General features: G+C 40.4%; 12 protein-coding genes and 1 pseudogene. 7 read left to right on the top strand and 6 right to left on the bottom strand.

The annotated features are described in order from the left end of the window. From PHF79_02200 to PHF79_02175, 6 genes and pseudogenes are all read right to left on the bottom strand, one after another. Positions 1-708 (bottom strand): ZIP family metal transporter (locus PHF79_02200; GenBank protein MDD5318610.1); only part of this gene is annotated, 708 nt, incomplete at its 3' end. Between the two features lie 13 nt (positions 709-721). After that, positions 722-1,189 carry a DUF1003 domain-containing protein gene (locus PHF79_02195; GenBank protein MDD5318609.1) on the bottom strand — a complete coding sequence of 156 codons (468 nt, stop codon included), beginning with the start codon at positions 1,187-1,189 and terminating at the stop codon, positions 722-724. An 18-nt stretch (positions 1,190-1,207) separates the two neighbouring features. Beyond that, positions 1,208-2,584, bottom strand: a pseudogene (locus PHF79_02190) (divalent metal cation transporter). Positions 2,585-2,589: 5 nt separating this feature from the next. Next, positions 2,590-5,097 (bottom strand): preprotein translocase subunit SecA, encoded by a 2,508-nt coding sequence (secA, locus tag PHF79_02185; protein MDD5318608.1) that lies wholly within the window; start codon positions 5,095-5,097, stop codon positions 2,590-2,592. Between the two features lie 857 nt (positions 5,098-5,954). Then, positions 5,955-6,572 (bottom strand): hypothetical protein, encoded by a 618-nt coding sequence (locus tag PHF79_02180; GenBank protein ID MDD5318607.1) that lies wholly within the window; start codon positions 6,570-6,572, stop codon positions 5,955-5,957. A 295-nt stretch (positions 6,573-6,867) separates the two neighbouring features. Beyond that, the gene (locus PHF79_02175) at positions 6,868-9,270 is read right to left on the bottom strand and encodes an O-antigen ligase family protein (GenBank protein MDD5318606.1); all 2,403 of its coding nucleotides are present in this window, start codon (positions 9,268-9,270) and stop codon (positions 6,868-6,870) included. Between the two features lie 76 nt (positions 9,271-9,346). Between PHF79_02175 and PHF79_02170 the strand changes: the two genes are divergently transcribed. The 7 genes from PHF79_02170 to PHF79_02140 form a co-directional block, all read left to right on the top strand. Further along, positions 9,347-10,315, top strand: a complete 969-nt coding sequence (locus PHF79_02170; GenBank protein ID MDD5318605.1) for a flippase — start codon at positions 9,347-9,349, stop codon at positions 10,313-10,315. 302 nt (positions 10,316-10,617) lie between these two features. After that, positions 10,618-11,484, top strand: coding sequence for an alpha-1,2-fucosyltransferase (locus PHF79_02165; GenBank protein ID MDD5318604.1), 867 nt, complete (start codon positions 10,618-10,620; stop codon positions 11,482-11,484). After that, positions 11,481-12,404 carry a glycosyltransferase gene (locus tag PHF79_02160; GenBank protein MDD5318603.1) on the top strand — a complete coding sequence of 308 codons (924 nt, stop codon included), beginning with the start codon at positions 11,481-11,483 and terminating at the stop codon, positions 12,402-12,404. Before PHF79_02165 ends, PHF79_02160 begins: the two co-directional genes overlap by 4 nt. A 3-nt stretch (positions 12,405-12,407) precedes the next feature. Further along, positions 12,408-13,097, top strand: coding sequence for a hypothetical protein (locus tag PHF79_02155; GenBank protein ID MDD5318602.1), 690 nt, complete (start codon positions 12,408-12,410; stop codon positions 13,095-13,097). After that, complete coding sequence (gene wecB / locus PHF79_02150) at positions 13,088-14,212, top strand: UDP-N-acetylglucosamine 2-epimerase (non-hydrolyzing) (protein MDD5318601.1); 1,125 nt, start codon at positions 13,088-13,090, stop codon at positions 14,210-14,212. Before PHF79_02155 ends, wecB begins: the two co-directional genes overlap by 10 nt. A gap of 123 nt (positions 14,213-14,335) precedes the next feature. Next, positions 14,336-15,142, top strand: coding sequence for a hypothetical protein (locus PHF79_02145; GenBank protein ID MDD5318600.1), 807 nt, complete (start codon positions 14,336-14,338; stop codon positions 15,140-15,142). 14 nt (positions 15,143-15,156) lie between these two features. After that, positions 15,157-15,509, top strand: a 353-nt coding sequence (locus PHF79_02140) for a hypothetical protein (GenBank protein ID MDD5318599.1), incomplete at its 3' end; no start/stop codon positions are given.

Raw genomic sequence — 15,509 nt, 5'->3', positions numbered from 1 at the left:
CATAAAGATGACCCCTACCAGCGTAGCAACGATAGTTTTCCAGGATGAATTTTGACTATGGGCTTCGGGCAAAATATCGGAGGCTCCGATATAAAGGAGAAAACCGGCAAAAAAGCCAAGGTACATCAGGGTCTGCCCAGCTGAAATGGTAAAGAAAAAAGTGGAAAAACCTCCTACAACTGGAGCGAGGGCATCAACTGACAGCAGCCAAAGGGACCTGCGATCCGTGTTTTTATGAGCCAACATCAGAGAAACGGTATTGAGTCCATCAGAAAAGTCGTGCGCTACTACGGCAAAGGCAATGACGGCTCCAAGCGTAGCCGAAATATGAAAGCCAATCCCAATCCCCACTCCATCCAAAAAAGAATGTCCAGCTAGAGCCAGGGCAGAAAGAACTCCCACGTTTGGATGCTTGTGCTCACCATACTGATCCTCGTGAGTATGGTGAATAAGTAAAAGTTTTTCAGCAATATGGAAAAGCAAAAAACCAATCACCAAGAAAATCATGGGCAGGATAGCGTCCACCGCAAGCTCCTTGGTCAGGGAAAATATCTCGGGTAATAAATCAAAGGCTACCACTGACAAAAGCACCCCTGCAGTAAAACCAAGAATGAGATGGATCTTGTCCTTGTAGCGGAGGGCTACCAAGCCGCCACAAGTAGTGGAGACGACAGCCGCAATGAGAGAAAAGATAAAAGGGAGTGACATAAATCTTTAGGCTTTAAAATATTTTATTTTCAGTTTTTTCCAGATTATGTAAAATTTTCAAAATCAGCTCACTTTGATTTTCCAAATGCAGCAAGATTGTTTCGATTTCCCTCTCAGCCCGGGTGTTTAGCTCAAAATCCGCTTCGGCCCGCATATCGGCATGCTTGCCCTGGAGGTTTTGCCCGAGCATGATCAGAGGCATGAGCATTAGCTGCACGAGGTTGGAAATAAAAAGCCAAAAAACAAAGGCCGGATAGGGATCAAAATGAAACTGGGCCGGAGCCAAAACGTTCCAGCCAAGCCAGATGATTGTCCAGAAAAAAATAATGCCAAAAAACCCCATGGTGCCTACGTGCTGAGTGATCCAAACCGCAAATTTTTCAAGCGGCCGCAGCCTTGTCTTGGATTCAACCGCCGTGTTGAGGATAGGCTTGCGAAGTGACTTCAAATATTCTAGAGAATGAGGAATTTTTTTATTCATGTTTTTTTGATTAAATTTTTAAAAGAAAAGAGAGGCAATGGCGGCCACTCCTGAAATGGCCATCAGGATAGTAATAAACCACCCGCAGAGGGCGATGAAAGGATGATTTTTGTAATCAGTCATGATCCTTTTATTGCCACTCAACCTGACAATAAAAAATAGTACCACAGGTGAAATAATTCCGTTGAACACAGCCGCGTAGATCAGACCTTTGATGGGGTCAAGATGCACAAAGTTTGCAATCAAGCCCACAATCATGGATACGATAATAACACCGTAAAAAGCATACGCCTGCTTAAGCTTGCGATAAAGACCCTGCTTCCAGCCAAAGCTTTCAGAGACTGCTTAGGCCGTCGATCCAGCCAAGACCGGAGTAGCCAAGAGGCCAGTCCCAATAATCCCAATGGCAAAAAAGAAATAGGTCAGGTCCCCGCCAAAGGGTCGAATGGCCGCCGCCGCCTGATCAGCGGTGACGATATTGGTAATGCCATTGGCATACAGAGTAGCGGCGCAGGCGAGGATGATAAAGAACATGACTAGGTTTGAAAAAAACATCCCTGACCAGACGTCTACTCGCATGCGCCGCAACTCGGCTGTATGAATATGGTCTTTTCTTTCCTTGATAGTTTTTTCTCCATTCAAAATCTCCTCCTCTACTTCCTGAGAAGTTTGCCAGAAGAAAAGATAGGGTGAAATCGTTGTTCCCAAAATACCGCAAAGCAAAAAAATCTGATCTTTGGAAAAAGTCAGCGCAGGTACAAGGGTGTGATGTAAAGCGTTGCCCCAATCAAGCCGAATGGCAAAAGCGACAAAAACATACGAGAGCAGCGCCAAGGCCATGTATTTAAGAAATTTAGCATAGCGGGCATAGGTAGTGAATATTTGTAACAATAAACTCAAAACTGCAAATGCCACCACCAAAAGACCCAGGCTAATATGCGGCAAGAGAAGTTTGGTGCTCGAAGCCATCGCCCCCAAATCTGCCGCGATGTTTAAAGTATTGGCAACAAAAAGCAGAGCCGTAACCCCATACAAAATTTTTCTTGGATAATGATGCCTTATATTGGCAGCCAGACCTTGACCGGTCACCAAACCGATCCTGGCACACATTTCCTGAATAATAGCCATGAAAGGAAATGTAAAAAGAGACAGCCAGAGGAGTTGGAAACCGTACTGCGCACCTGTCTGAGAATAAGTAGCGATGCCAGAGGGATCATCGTCGGCTGCCCCAGTGGTCAGTCCGGGTCCCAAAGTATTAAAATATTCCTCAGCCAGTTTGAAAGGTTTTTTATTCACAATCACCTTTTCTTCTTTCTCGGCTATCTCCACTGCCTTCTCTAAAACCTCTGCCGGCGCTTTAAAAAAACCTCTGACTATTTTTCTGAAATCAAGCATGACCTTTATATTGTATCATTTTTACCGTGACATTTTTTATATTTCTTGCCACTTCCACAAGGACAGGGGTCATTGCGACCAACATTTTGCCCAAAGTCTGGACCAATCTCAATAGTGGGCACCTGAAAGCCCAAGCCCATGTCACCAAGAATATTTGGAATAGCCTGCAAAACCTCGCTTGCAATAGACTGCTCCATTTCCTTGAAAAGTTTAAGGCCCTCTTTTTTGTATTCCACTAGCGGATCCCGCTGACCATAGGCCCGAAGATTGACGCTGCTGCGCATGTATTCCATCATCTCGAGATGATCCACCCAAAAGAGATCGATAGTTTGGAGCAAAAGACCCTTGACCGATATATAAAAATGCTGGTCACCGAGCTCGGTTTTCTTCTTTTCCATAGCCGCTTTTTCTGTGGCTCTGCGCTCTTCATCAATATCGAGCTCAATCATTTCATTGAGAGCTGCATCAATTTCCTCACGCCCGCCAACGAGAATAGCTCGACGCTTTTTGTAAATAATCAAGCGCTGGTAGTTGAGCACATCGTCATATTCGAGGACATGCTTGCGGGCGTCAAAGTTGAAACCCTCAATCTTGCTCTGAGCAGTCTCAAGCGAACGAGTGATCAGATAATTTTCAATTGGCTGATCTTCGGGAATACCAAAACGTCCCATCATTTTTTTAATAGTATCCGTGGCAAAAATACGCATCAAATCATCTTCGAGTGAAACAAAAAATTGCGTCTCCCCTGGATCACCCTGTCGTCCCGAACGTCCGCGGAGCTGATTGTCGATGCGGCGGGCCTCATGCCTCTCCGTGCCAATGACATACAACCCTCCGAGCGCCTTGATCTCTTCGGCCGCCGTGGCATCCGCTACCGGCCCGCCCAGCTTGATGTCCACTCCTCGCCCCGCCATGTTGGTCGCAATAGTCACAGCGCCTTTTTTACCCGCCCCCGCCACAATCTCTCCTTCTTTTTCTGCAAATTGAGGTTTAGCATTGAGCATTTGATGCTTGACCCCTTCGCGCGAGAGGTACTGCGAAAGCAATTCATTTTTTTCGATCGACACTGTGCCGACAAGCACTGGCTGACCTTTTTGGTTGAGCTCTTTGATGCGATTGGCAATGGCCATGAACTTGCCTTTTTCGGTTTGAAAAATCAGATCGTTTTTGTCGAGACGGGCAATCTTTTTGTTGGTCGGGACTTCAATTACATCTAGACCATACACTTTGTAAAATTCTTCAGAGCTAGTTGCGGCTGTACCGGTCATGCCCGACAGCTTGTCATACATGCGAAAATAATTCTGGAAAGTAATCGAAGCATAGGTGCGAGATTCTTTTTGCACTTTGACCCCCTCTTTAGCCTCGATAGCCTGATGCAGACCTTCAGACCAGCGACGGCCTGGCTGAAGTCGTCCGGTAAACTCATCCACTATCAGCACTTCATTGTCTTTGACGATATAAGCCTTCTCGCGTTGATAGAGGGCCTTGGCGCGGACAGCTGTCTCCAGATGATGAACGTACTTCATCCCTTTCTCCGTATATATATTGTCGATCCCCAAAGCTTTTTCGGCCTGTTCAATCCCGGCCGGGGTCAAAGTGGCACTTTTCATTTTTTCATCCACCTCATAATGCACATCTTTTTCCATTTTGCTGGCAATTTTGGCAAAAGTCCCGTAGAGATCTTCCGAATCCGTGGTCGGCATGGAAATAATGAGCGGCGTACGCGCTTCATCAATCAGGATGGAGTCAATTTCATCCACGATGGCATAGCAAAATCCGCGCTGGCGAAGAGCCGCCGGATTTTGCTCAATATTGTCACGCAAATAATCAAAACCAAATTCATTGTTGGTACCATAAGTGATGTCTGCCGCATAGGCTTCAGGGCGTCCGCATGGACGAAGAAATTCATAAACTACTTTGAAAGAGCCGAGCTCGTCGCGAGTCTTATCGGCGGTTTCTCCGTCTGACTCGACTTTTTCCGCCGTCTTATGAGATGCGTCATACAAAAAAGAGGACTCGTGGTTGATGACACCGACCGAGAGACCGAGAGCTGCGTAGATCTGACCCATCCAAGTGGCGTCACGGCGAGAAAGGTAGTCGTTTACTGTCACAATGTGTACGCCCTTGCCGGTCAGAGCATTGAGGTAGGCAGGCAGAGTGGCCACCAGCGTCTTACCTTCTCCTGTTTTCATTTCGGAAATATTGCCACGATGCAAAATCGCCCCACCAATCAACTGAACATCAAAATGTCTTTGTCCTAAAGTACGCTTGGCCGCTTCACGAACAGCCGCAAAAGCTTCCGGCAAAATTTCCTCCAGCATGGCGGAAATATCCGAGTTGCTGGCTTGAGCTTCAGCGAGACGCTTTTTAAAATCGGCCGTGACGCCCGCGAGCTCTCCGCTAGACAGAGCCGCAAAACGAGGTTCTAGCAAGTTGATTTTTTCCACCAAAGGATAATACGCCTTGAGAGCCCGGCTTGAACTAGTCCCAAAAATAGTACCTAAAAATGACATGGGGGCACTATATCACAAAAATAATCACCTATAAAGTAAAAACCCCGCTCTAGGCGGGGTTTTTACTAAGTGGGAAGAAAACTAAGCTCGTTTCTTTGAAACTTTCTTAGCCTTTTTTGCTGGCTTCCTCTTTGCTGCTTTCTTTGCTTTCTTTTTTGCTGCCATAGTATTTGTTTTTTTGATTATGTATAAAAGTTTTTTTACGACAACCTCGACCCGTTTGATTTCCTATTTATATTTTTTTAAAATATTTTTTAAAAATCTTTTGCGTTTTGATGCCATCGCAAAAACTTATGTCTTAATTATCGTTCATTTGAAAACAAATACAAGATTTTTTAGAAAAAATGTGTGGATAACTTTTTCGAGTGTTTTTATTTTTGAAAACATTTATAAGTACTAAAATAAAGTAAGCTCCCTCGTCTCGCCCGCCCCACAACCTTAATTAAGACTCAAGTTCTTTCTGGCTGTAGCGCAAGCGTCGACGAGTGACCTTACTTTATTTTGATATTTTTAATTTGTATTTTTTAAAAAAAATACACCCTCAGCAGGCTGGGATGTATTTTATTTTTCTAGGTTCCGTCCACGGATGGCCAGCGGGTGCGAAGCTCCAAAGTGAAATGTCTTGTGAGTGCAGCCGCTGGCCATCAATAGAAACAACACCCGTTATCATACTATAGTCTAGAAGAATACCGCAACCGAGTGGCCGCAAAGGGCTTGCACAAAAAACCCTCTAAATAGAGGCCCTGAAACAACAAAACCGGCCGAAGCCGGTTTGAGGACATTTCACTTTGTTAATGAGCCAGCTATTGATTTACTGCTCTCACATGCCCTCATACTAGCAAACTTTGACCCAAAAGTCAAGCTTTGCGACTTTTACGGGGCTTGGGATTCTTTATACCTAATTTCTTTTTAACCTGCCCCATATCAGTCCCTACGGTACCCAACTTATTTTTTACTTGACCCATATCAACCTCTACGGTGTTCAACTTCTTTTTCACTCCACCCATATCAGTCTCTATAACATCTAGTCTTTTTTTCACTTGATTCATTTCAGTCTCTATACTATCCAACCTCCCTTTCACTTGACTCATGTCAGTTTCAATAGTATCTAATCTTTCCTTGACTTGTACCATGTCAGACTCGATAGTATCCAATCTCTTTTTTACTTGCCCCATGTCAGACTCTATAACACCCAACCTATCTTTGACTTGGCCCATGTCAACTTCCAAGGTCGAAACTTTTGTTTTGAGGATTGCGACATCGACCCTGGTACTTTCTAAAATTTGACCGAAGCGATCAAGGGTCAGCTCAAATTTATCCATTTTGTCCCCATAGGCAAACAAAATATCTCCGAAACCCCTAATGTCGTCTCGAATCTGCTCTACCTGAGCCCCTATATACCGCTGAAAAGTTGCATCCATATCTTTTAGTTTAAAATCTAGTTCTTTTTTTGTAACAAAAACTGATGTATCCATGATCAATAATTTTTTTATTATAACCTCTTGATAATGAGGTCACCATAACAAACAGCACCCCGAGTTTTCCTCAAGAAAAAGTCAAGAAAAGCTGAAAAAAATCCACCCAAATAGGCCTAAAAAAATAGGCTGTTTTTATACCCAACTTTTTAAAATTTTTACATGTAAATAGAAAGCAGACAAAACTCAAAAATAAAGGCCTTTTTGGAGACCCCACAGCCAAAGCGTTGGCGAGGATAAGGAAAATTTCACCAGAAATTTTCCGTGTCTCCAAAAAGGCCTTTATTTTTGAGTTTTACTTACTTTTGAGTATATCCTCCCCACTCTGGATCCTCTTGATCAAATCTTCACCTTGGGCCTGAAACTTTGGCTCGATAGCCATGGCCTGTTTGATTTGTTCAATCGCTTTATCCTTCTCCCCTACCTGCAAGTAAGCCGCGGCAAGCGAGACGTGGTATTGTCCATTGGTTGGATTGGCCGCCACTCGGGCTTCATTTAAAGCCACTACTTTGGCATATTGACCGATAGAAAAATAAGCTTGGATCAGACGATCATCTGGCAATATTTTACCCGCTAAAATCTGATCGGCTAGGTTGCCTGCCCCTACTCCTTTGCCGGCATAGATAGCCGCGGCTGCATAGATAGCTCGCGCCTCATCGTTTGTCTGATCTTCATCAAAGGCCTGTTTGTAAGTCGCTAGGGCGTCGGTGTAATCTTTTTTATTCAGTTCAGCTGCACCAATCTGATAGAGGAGAGACTGCTTGCCCGGAGTGAGAGTCAAGGCTTTATTGAGATAAATCAAAGCATTGTCATACTGGCCGAGCTGACTCAAAAAGGAACCGTACAAAATATACGGTCGAGCGTCCAGCGGAGTTTCCTTGATTTGTTTAGCCATTTCGGTTTGGGCCAAAGTGAAAAATGTTTGTTTGACGGCCTGGGAGGATGTCGAAGTATCTGTGCTTGAAATGGTTTGGCTGGCGGCAGTCAAAATCTGTTCACGGATTTCCTGATTGCCAAAAGTATTGTAGGAAAGCGCTTGTTTGAAAGCGGCCAGCTCTTCGGCTGGTGTGCGTTGACGAACATTGCCAGACACCATCCCAAGCTTTGGATTGAGTACGACATAGGGATTAAGAGCGTCGATCAGACTAGCTGAAGCTTCATATGGCTTAAGGTTAAAGAAATAAAGGCCAACACAGAGAATGACAATGACAATTGGGGCTACAACATAAATCCCCACTTCATCGTTGACTTTTTTCTGAGCTAAAGGAAACGAAGCTAATGGAGATGTACCATTTCCATTTTCACGCCTGCGACCCACATATAATGAATGGACATAAGCCAACAAAAAGAAAAACAGAATATAGCTGGCCAGGTTGTCAAACACAAAAAGATTGTGGATGAAATACGCAATCAACAAACCCGTGACAATGGCTTTGTCTGAAAGAGAGAAACGATCTTCACCAATATTTTCTGCTCCAAGTTTTTTCCAGATTATATATAGGAGGGCCACGAAAAGAGCTAGGTACCCGATCAGGCCAAGGACTCCCCCGTCAATTAGCCAATCTAGAAATACGTTGTGTGAACGATCAAACCACTGCTCTTGTCCGTACATTGCTGGACTATAGTGCATGTTGAAAACATAATTGAAACTTTCCGGACCCCAGCCAAGAATAGGCCGCTGGACCGCCCCCTGCAAAGCAGCCTGCCAGATAAGAAGACGCCCTTTGCCCTCGCTTTCTGCGAAACTCTTGAAATCACCATGCAGGACTGCCTGAATAGGAGCGCTGAAGCGGGCAAAGAAAGGAATATTTGCCACTGCTGGTGTCGAGCCGAAAATACCGAAAAAGGCAATCGTCAAAACCATCACACCGAGAATAGAGGCCGCAACAACACGCACACCTTTGGGTGTATTTTTTTGTGCCTCATTTTGATCGGTATTTTTCTTCTTTCCAAAAAAGGTAATAACCACTAGAACAAAAAAAGCTCCGGCCACTAGGCCAAGAAAAGACCCTCGAGTCCCTGTGTTATACATAATGTATGCATCAAAAATAGCGACTAGAGAATAAAGGACCATCAGGCTTGCTTGGCCCAACTTATTTTTGTACTCAGACTGAGCCTGACGGACCAAAAAGAAAACTGCCAAAAAAATGTGGATCAACGAATAGACTCCTAGATAGGTGGAGTTGCCAAGAGTACCGTATATACGTCCGATTGGAGGATTGGCGAAGAGATCTTGGAGGGCCACGATACCGACAATGACACTGGCGCCGAGAGTGGTGTTCCAAAGCCAAAACCAGAGCCTGCGAGTATTCAAAACTCCAGTGGTGACAATAAAGAACGCGATGAGGTGAAGAGTGGTGATGTATCCATCCATACGCTCAAAATTGCTCCAAAAGCTCTTGAAAGGATTGAGACTAAAAATAGTAGCGATGGCCATAATACCTCCAAAGCTCAAAAGAGCGACTAGCAGCGGTGAACGACGAGGACGGGATGTGGGATCAACAGCAATCAAAACAAGGTAGGCCGCCAAAGCCAACTCGATCAAGATGCGAAAATAAAAGTTTTTACCCGTAATATATGGAAAGAAAAGATACTTGTAGAAAACCAGCGGAGTAAAAGGAATCAAAAAAATACAAGCGATAATAAAGTAACGAAGACCGGTAGTCAAAGGGCTTTTGGTATGTTGTGCAATATTCATATGGCCACTACTATAGCATAAAGGCAAAAAATCGAGTAGCATAGACGCAATGATTTACCGACTAAAAACCAGGGTCATGAACTTCACAAAAACCGTAGGTTTTCAGAAGTATATGAAAAGCGCCGGTTGGATGTTTTTTGCTAAAATTGCTGGTTTAGGCTTATCTTTCTTTGTTAGCGCCTACATCATTAGAAGTTTGGGCCCAGTCAATTATGGTGAACTGAGCTACGCTGTCAGCTTTGTGGGGCTCTTTTCTTTTATTGCCTCCCTAGGTATAGACCAAGTCGTCTACAGAGACCTGATAAAATTTCCCGATGAAAGAAAGAAATATTTGGGCACAGGTTTGATCATTAAAATATTCGCTGGGATAATTGCAACTCTTCTATGTTTAATGTTTGCCTTTCTTTCGTCTACATCCGGCTTGTCTCTACTCTTGATATTGATCCTCTCTCTCACTTTTCTTTTCAACGCCTTTGGTATTGTTGTATATGAGTTTTATGCAAGAGTAAAAAATAAATATCCGTCTCTTATCTCTCTTGCCGTCATAATCTTATTAAACGTCTTAAAAATAGTCACTATTTCTTCTGGAAAAGGAGTAATCTATATAGCCTTTATCCTCCTACTAGAACCAGTCGTAACTTCTGCTCTTTTAATCTTTTTATATAAAAAAGAATGCGAATCAATCTTCGAACTAACTTTTGACAAAAACATAGCCAAATCTTTAATCAGGGATTCCTGGCCTCTAATTTTTTCGAGTGCTTTTGCTTTGATTTATGCCCGTATTGATCAGGTTTTGATCAAACACATGCTAGACACTGCTTCCGTAGGTATTTACGATTCGGCGGTGAGAATATCTGAGGGCTGGTATTTTATTCCCAGCATCATAGTCAGTACCTTCTTCCCTGCTATCGTGATCGCCAAATCAAATTCTGATGTTGAATACAACAAAAGGCTCGGCCGACTGGCTTTGGTTTTATTTTTTATCTCAGTATCAGTAGCTTTGCCTGTAACATTTTTCGCCAAGTTTATAATGTACTTATTGTAGGGCTCTGCTTTTATTGCTGGAGCAGGTGTATTACAGATATATATCTGGGCTGGCATCGGCACTTCTTTAGCGGGACTAGCCACAAACTATCTGGTCAACGAAAATTTCAGAAAAATTATTTTTTACTCATATTTAGTGGCTATGTTGAGTAATGTCATCCTAAACATTCTCTTTATTCCACACTATGGAATAGTTGGTTCCGCTTGGGCTACCTTCATTTCTTATTCATTGGGGCCGTTGTCGCTTGTGTTTTTTAAAGAGCCTAGGAGAAGGATGCTTGCCATCATTAATTTAATTGCAAAATGATTATAGTTAAATTATCTGGAGGATTAGGAAATCAAATGTTTCAATATGCTTTTGGGATTGGCTTGGCTCAAGCAAAAAATGTCTCTGTGTTTTTTGACACATCTTGGTACAAAAGAAACAGTGATAGAAATTTAGAAATAGAAAACTTTGTAGGTAAAATAAATGAGGCCAGTAATTATCAAATAGCAAATATTCTCTACCCAAAAAATAAAATAATGTTTTTATTTTCGCTTTTTACTCATCTTACATGGAGTTTGTCTAAGGTACACTTTGTGGAAAAAAAATTCTTTGAATTCGATTCGGATCTGTACAATAAAATTTCTGAATCTTGCTACTTAGATGGTTATTGGCAAAATGAGAGATATTTTATAAATAAAAGGGAGGAGATTTTAAATAAAATTAATTTATATAGAAATACTGATAAAAGAATAGCTAGGTACCTGAACGACATCAGAAATACAAATTCTATAAGCATTCATGTAAGACGTGGCGATTACGTAAAATTAAAAGTCGATAATATTTGTAATCTCGAATATTTTCATGCTGCCCTAGAATTAATGAAGAATAGAATACCAGATGGAAAATACTTTATATTTACAGATGACACAAATTGGGTAAATAAAAACCTTAAAATAGAGGGTTCTTGTATAGTTTCGTCCCCGAGTGAACTATTCCCAATAACTGACTTGCTGCTTATGTCACAATGTAAAAATAATATCATAGCAAATAGTTCTTACAGCTGGTGGGGTGCGTGGCTAAATAAAAATTCAGTAAAAGTTGTTATTGCCCCATTAAAATGGAATAATGATGCTACAAAAACCAGTCCTGCATTGTCTGAGTGGATAAAAATCAACAACACATGAAAAGGCCTTACTTGAGATTAAAAAGATATACCAAGGAAAAGTTAGGTTTGAAGCAGCTTTTTTTTGTGACTAATATATATAGATTTATTAAAAAAATTTTTTATCCACTAACGCGATTAATTCCAAGGAAATTGGATAGTCTAAGAGATCTCGATGATACAAAAAAAATTGAGGGGTCAGAACAAAATATAGAGACGGTCTCTGTTATATTGTCTGGATACCAAAGACCTCACACTCTCAAGGAACAGTATGCCGCAGTCATGAATCAAACTTACAGACCTAGCGAGGTTCTTTTTTGGCAAAATGGATCCGTTAAAAAAGCAAGTTTTGATGAAGAAATTATTTCGAAAATGAAAGCAGCCAAATCAAATTATAATTTTGGAGTCTGGGCCAGGTTTGCATTTGCTTTAAACTGCAAATCGAAATACATATGTATATTTGACGACGATACTATTCCTGGGAAAAAATGGTTGGAAAATTGTATTCAATCTTACAAAAAAAAGCCTGGTCTTTATGGAACAATAGGTCTCATCTATAAATCAAAAGAAAGTTATTATGGGGCACAAAGAATAGGTTGGGATGGTATAAACAATGACGATATTAGAGAAGTTGATATAGTTGGACATGCATGGTTTTTTGAAAGAGAGATGCTATCTACATACTGGAAAGAATTACCCGACTTGGATGATTTTTATGTTGGAGAGGATATGCATTTTTCTTACATGCTACAAAAATATACGGATCTAAGAACCTACGTACCCCCACATCCAATTAACAACAAAGAATTGTGGGGCAGTCTAAAAGGAGAAAAATATGGTGGTGATGCTGTGGCCACAGGAAGCTTTGCTGTTTCGATAATGGACAACTACTTTAAAAAAATAGTCCGTTTGGGTTTTAAAATCATAAATGATAAAAGATAATCTATGAAAAATTTTAGAAATGAAATTGAAAAGATTTATACCATGCTTGTTTCTGGTAAAAAATTTTCATTTAGCAAATATGCCGACGGAGAATGGTCTATAATGAAAGGTAGGGGTGTTAATAATAAGGAATTTAGTTACCGTTTTTGGGATAGATTTTATAAAAATAAACTAATAGAATCCTTTAAATTCAAGGATTCCGACTATTACGTTGGGATAAGCTGTTACTGTTGTCAGGGAGATAGTTATTACAAAATGAAAGAGTTTTCTGGACAAGACGAGGATCATTTAACTTTTGCAAACATCTTTGTAAATTCAAACTACAGTTTTTATAAGGAAAACTTTATTAATGAATATAAGAAAAGAGACGTAATCTTGGTAGCAAATGTAAATGCAAAAATAGAAAGGTTACCTTTTAAGGTTTACAAATTTTACCCTGTAGGATTTTCTGCCTGGAAAAAAGACTACGATTTAATAGGGAAAATTAATATGGAAAATTACACAAATAAATTATTTTTGTTTGCATGCGGCCCACTTGGAAATCTTTTAGCCCATCAATTGTGGGTAAAAAACAAAGATAACACTTATCTAGATATTGGATCTACCCTAAATCCCTGGCTAGAAAGTGAAGGTTTCAAAAGAGACTATTATCTGGATGGGGAATGTAGTAAAAAGGTATGTATATGGAAATAACCAGTAATAAAATGAAGAAAAACCTAAAAAATAACCCCCATAGAATAGCTTTGATTATAGGCACTAGGCCTGAGATAATAAAAATGTCTCCAATTATACGTGAGTGTGTCAAAAGGGGTTTAGACTACTTCATAATACATTCAAATCAACACTATTCGGAAAAATTAGATACCATTTTTTTTAATGAGTTGAACCTACCAAAGCCAAAATATAACTTGGAAATAGGCTCAGGAAGACATGGTGAAATTACAGGTAAAATGCTCATAAAAATTGAAGATATCCTGTTAAAAGAAGGCCCTAACATTGTTTTAGTTCAAGGTGACACAAATACCGTGCTTTCTGGTGGATTGGCGGCCAAAAAACTTAATATCCCCGTCGGCCATATTGAAGCCGGTCTGAGATCTAACGATCAAACTATGCCCGAGGAAATAAACAGAATAGTGGTAGACCACTTAGCAACTTTTCTTTTTTGCCCAACTCCATTAACCCAAAAAAACCTACTTAAAGAAAATCTAAGTAAATCTTCTGTGTACATTACAGGAAATACTGTAGTGGATGCTTTGTTCCAAAATTTCAAAATAGCAGAAAAAAAATCATTAATATTGTCAACCCTTGAAATTAAACCCTTAAAATATATCTTGACTACAGTGCACCGACAAGAAAACGTTGATAATAAAAAGAAATTAGTAAGCATAGTAAATGGACTAGAAAAATTAAGCCTAAAATTGAGGTTGCCTGTAATACTTCCCTCTCATCCAAGATTTATCAAAATGCTTCAGCAATTCTCTATAAAGACTGGGCCGGATATTAAACTAATTGACCCCGTTGGTTATCTTGATTTTCTAATCCTCGAAAAAAATGCTCGCATCATCGCTACTGATTCAGGAGGGGTCCAAGAAGAAGCCTGCGTCCTTGGTACACCCTGCATTACCCTTAGAGAAAATACAGAGAGGCCAGAGACTGTGACGGTCGGGGCCAATCTGGTGGCGGGTACAAATGTTCAATCCATATTAAAATCTGCAAATAAAATTCTAAAAAATAAAAGAAAATGGAAAAATCCATTTGGAAAGGGTGATGCTGCAAAAAAAATAATCGACATAGTTACAAAAAAATAAAACATGCTAACCATACTCACTCGCCCACCTGGTTTTAATATATATCTAATAAAAGAATGGGTCCGAAAACTCCTAGGTAGAAACCGGGGGCCAGACTCAGTATTAAGAAGCCTGAGAGATGGTATGGGAGAGCTTGAAGTACCCTTTTTAATCAATCCTCAAAAAAATAAAATAACTGAGGACGTCCATGTTTTGCTAGGCTGTAAAACCTTGAAGGAAGCTATAAAGCTCAAAAGGGCAGGAAAAATAAAAAAACTGATAGCGGGACCGAGTATATGTCTAAGTCCAGAAGAATGTGGCGGCATATTTTACAGTAAAGAAATAGACAAGATTGTGTTCCCTTCTTCATGGCCAAAAGATTATTTTGTTTCGATAGATCCTTATTTTAAAGATAAAATAGAGATATGGCCTAGTGGAGTAAAAATTCCGAAGACAGAAGGTCTTAAAACAAAAACTGAAAGAAAGATAGATTTTTTAATCTTCAATAAATTGAAAGACCCTCTTGTCACTGGTAGGATTATTAATTCTATTTCAAAAAAAACTAAACATTACAAGATAATTGACTATGGTGACTTTAATCAGGAGGAATACGTAGATCTTCTGAAGGACACCAAGACCCTCGTCTATGTCGGCAAGTCTGAAAGCCAAGGCCTAGCTCTCCAGGAGGCTTGGGCTTACAATGTCCCAACATTGGTGTATAATTTCGGATACTGGAAATATGGGGGCTATTACTGGAAAAGCTCAGATATCAATGCCCCCTATTTATCAGAAAAAAGCGGGCTACTTTTTAAAACGAATAGTGAGCTTGAACATATTATCGAGGGAATAGACTCTGAAAAGATAAATTTTTTACCCCACTTATATTGTTCAGAAAACCTTAGTGATAGAAAAAGCGCCGAAATATTCTTAAAAATAATCCGTTCGATCTAATTCATCTAATTAAAATGACTCAAATATTTAAAGCCATCAAAGCTGGATTGGGCAAAATTCCCTTTGTCAGAAATACTTTAACTGTAAATTTCGTAGACAAAATCGAGCTAAAAAAATGGAAAGCTGGCGAATTAAAATACCCACCATCAATAGTTAAACAGCAGGTCATCAGAAAAGAAGCTTCTCTGCAAAAACAAAAAACTTTTATTGAAACTGGCACATATTTAGGAGACATGCTTTACGCCATCCGAAATGATTTTGACAAAATTTATTCGATTGAGTTGAGTAATGAATTGTTTGCAAGAGCCCAAAAAAGATTCAAAAGAAACAAACACATCGAAATTATAAACGGTGATAGTGGTGAAAT

This window comes from Candidatus Paceibacterota bacterium (genome assembly GCA_028714275.1).
GTDB lineage: Bacteria > Patescibacteriota > Minisyncoccia > Phycocordibacterales > CAINVO01 > CAINVO01.
This window is presented reverse-complemented; position numbering and strand designations above follow the sequence as displayed.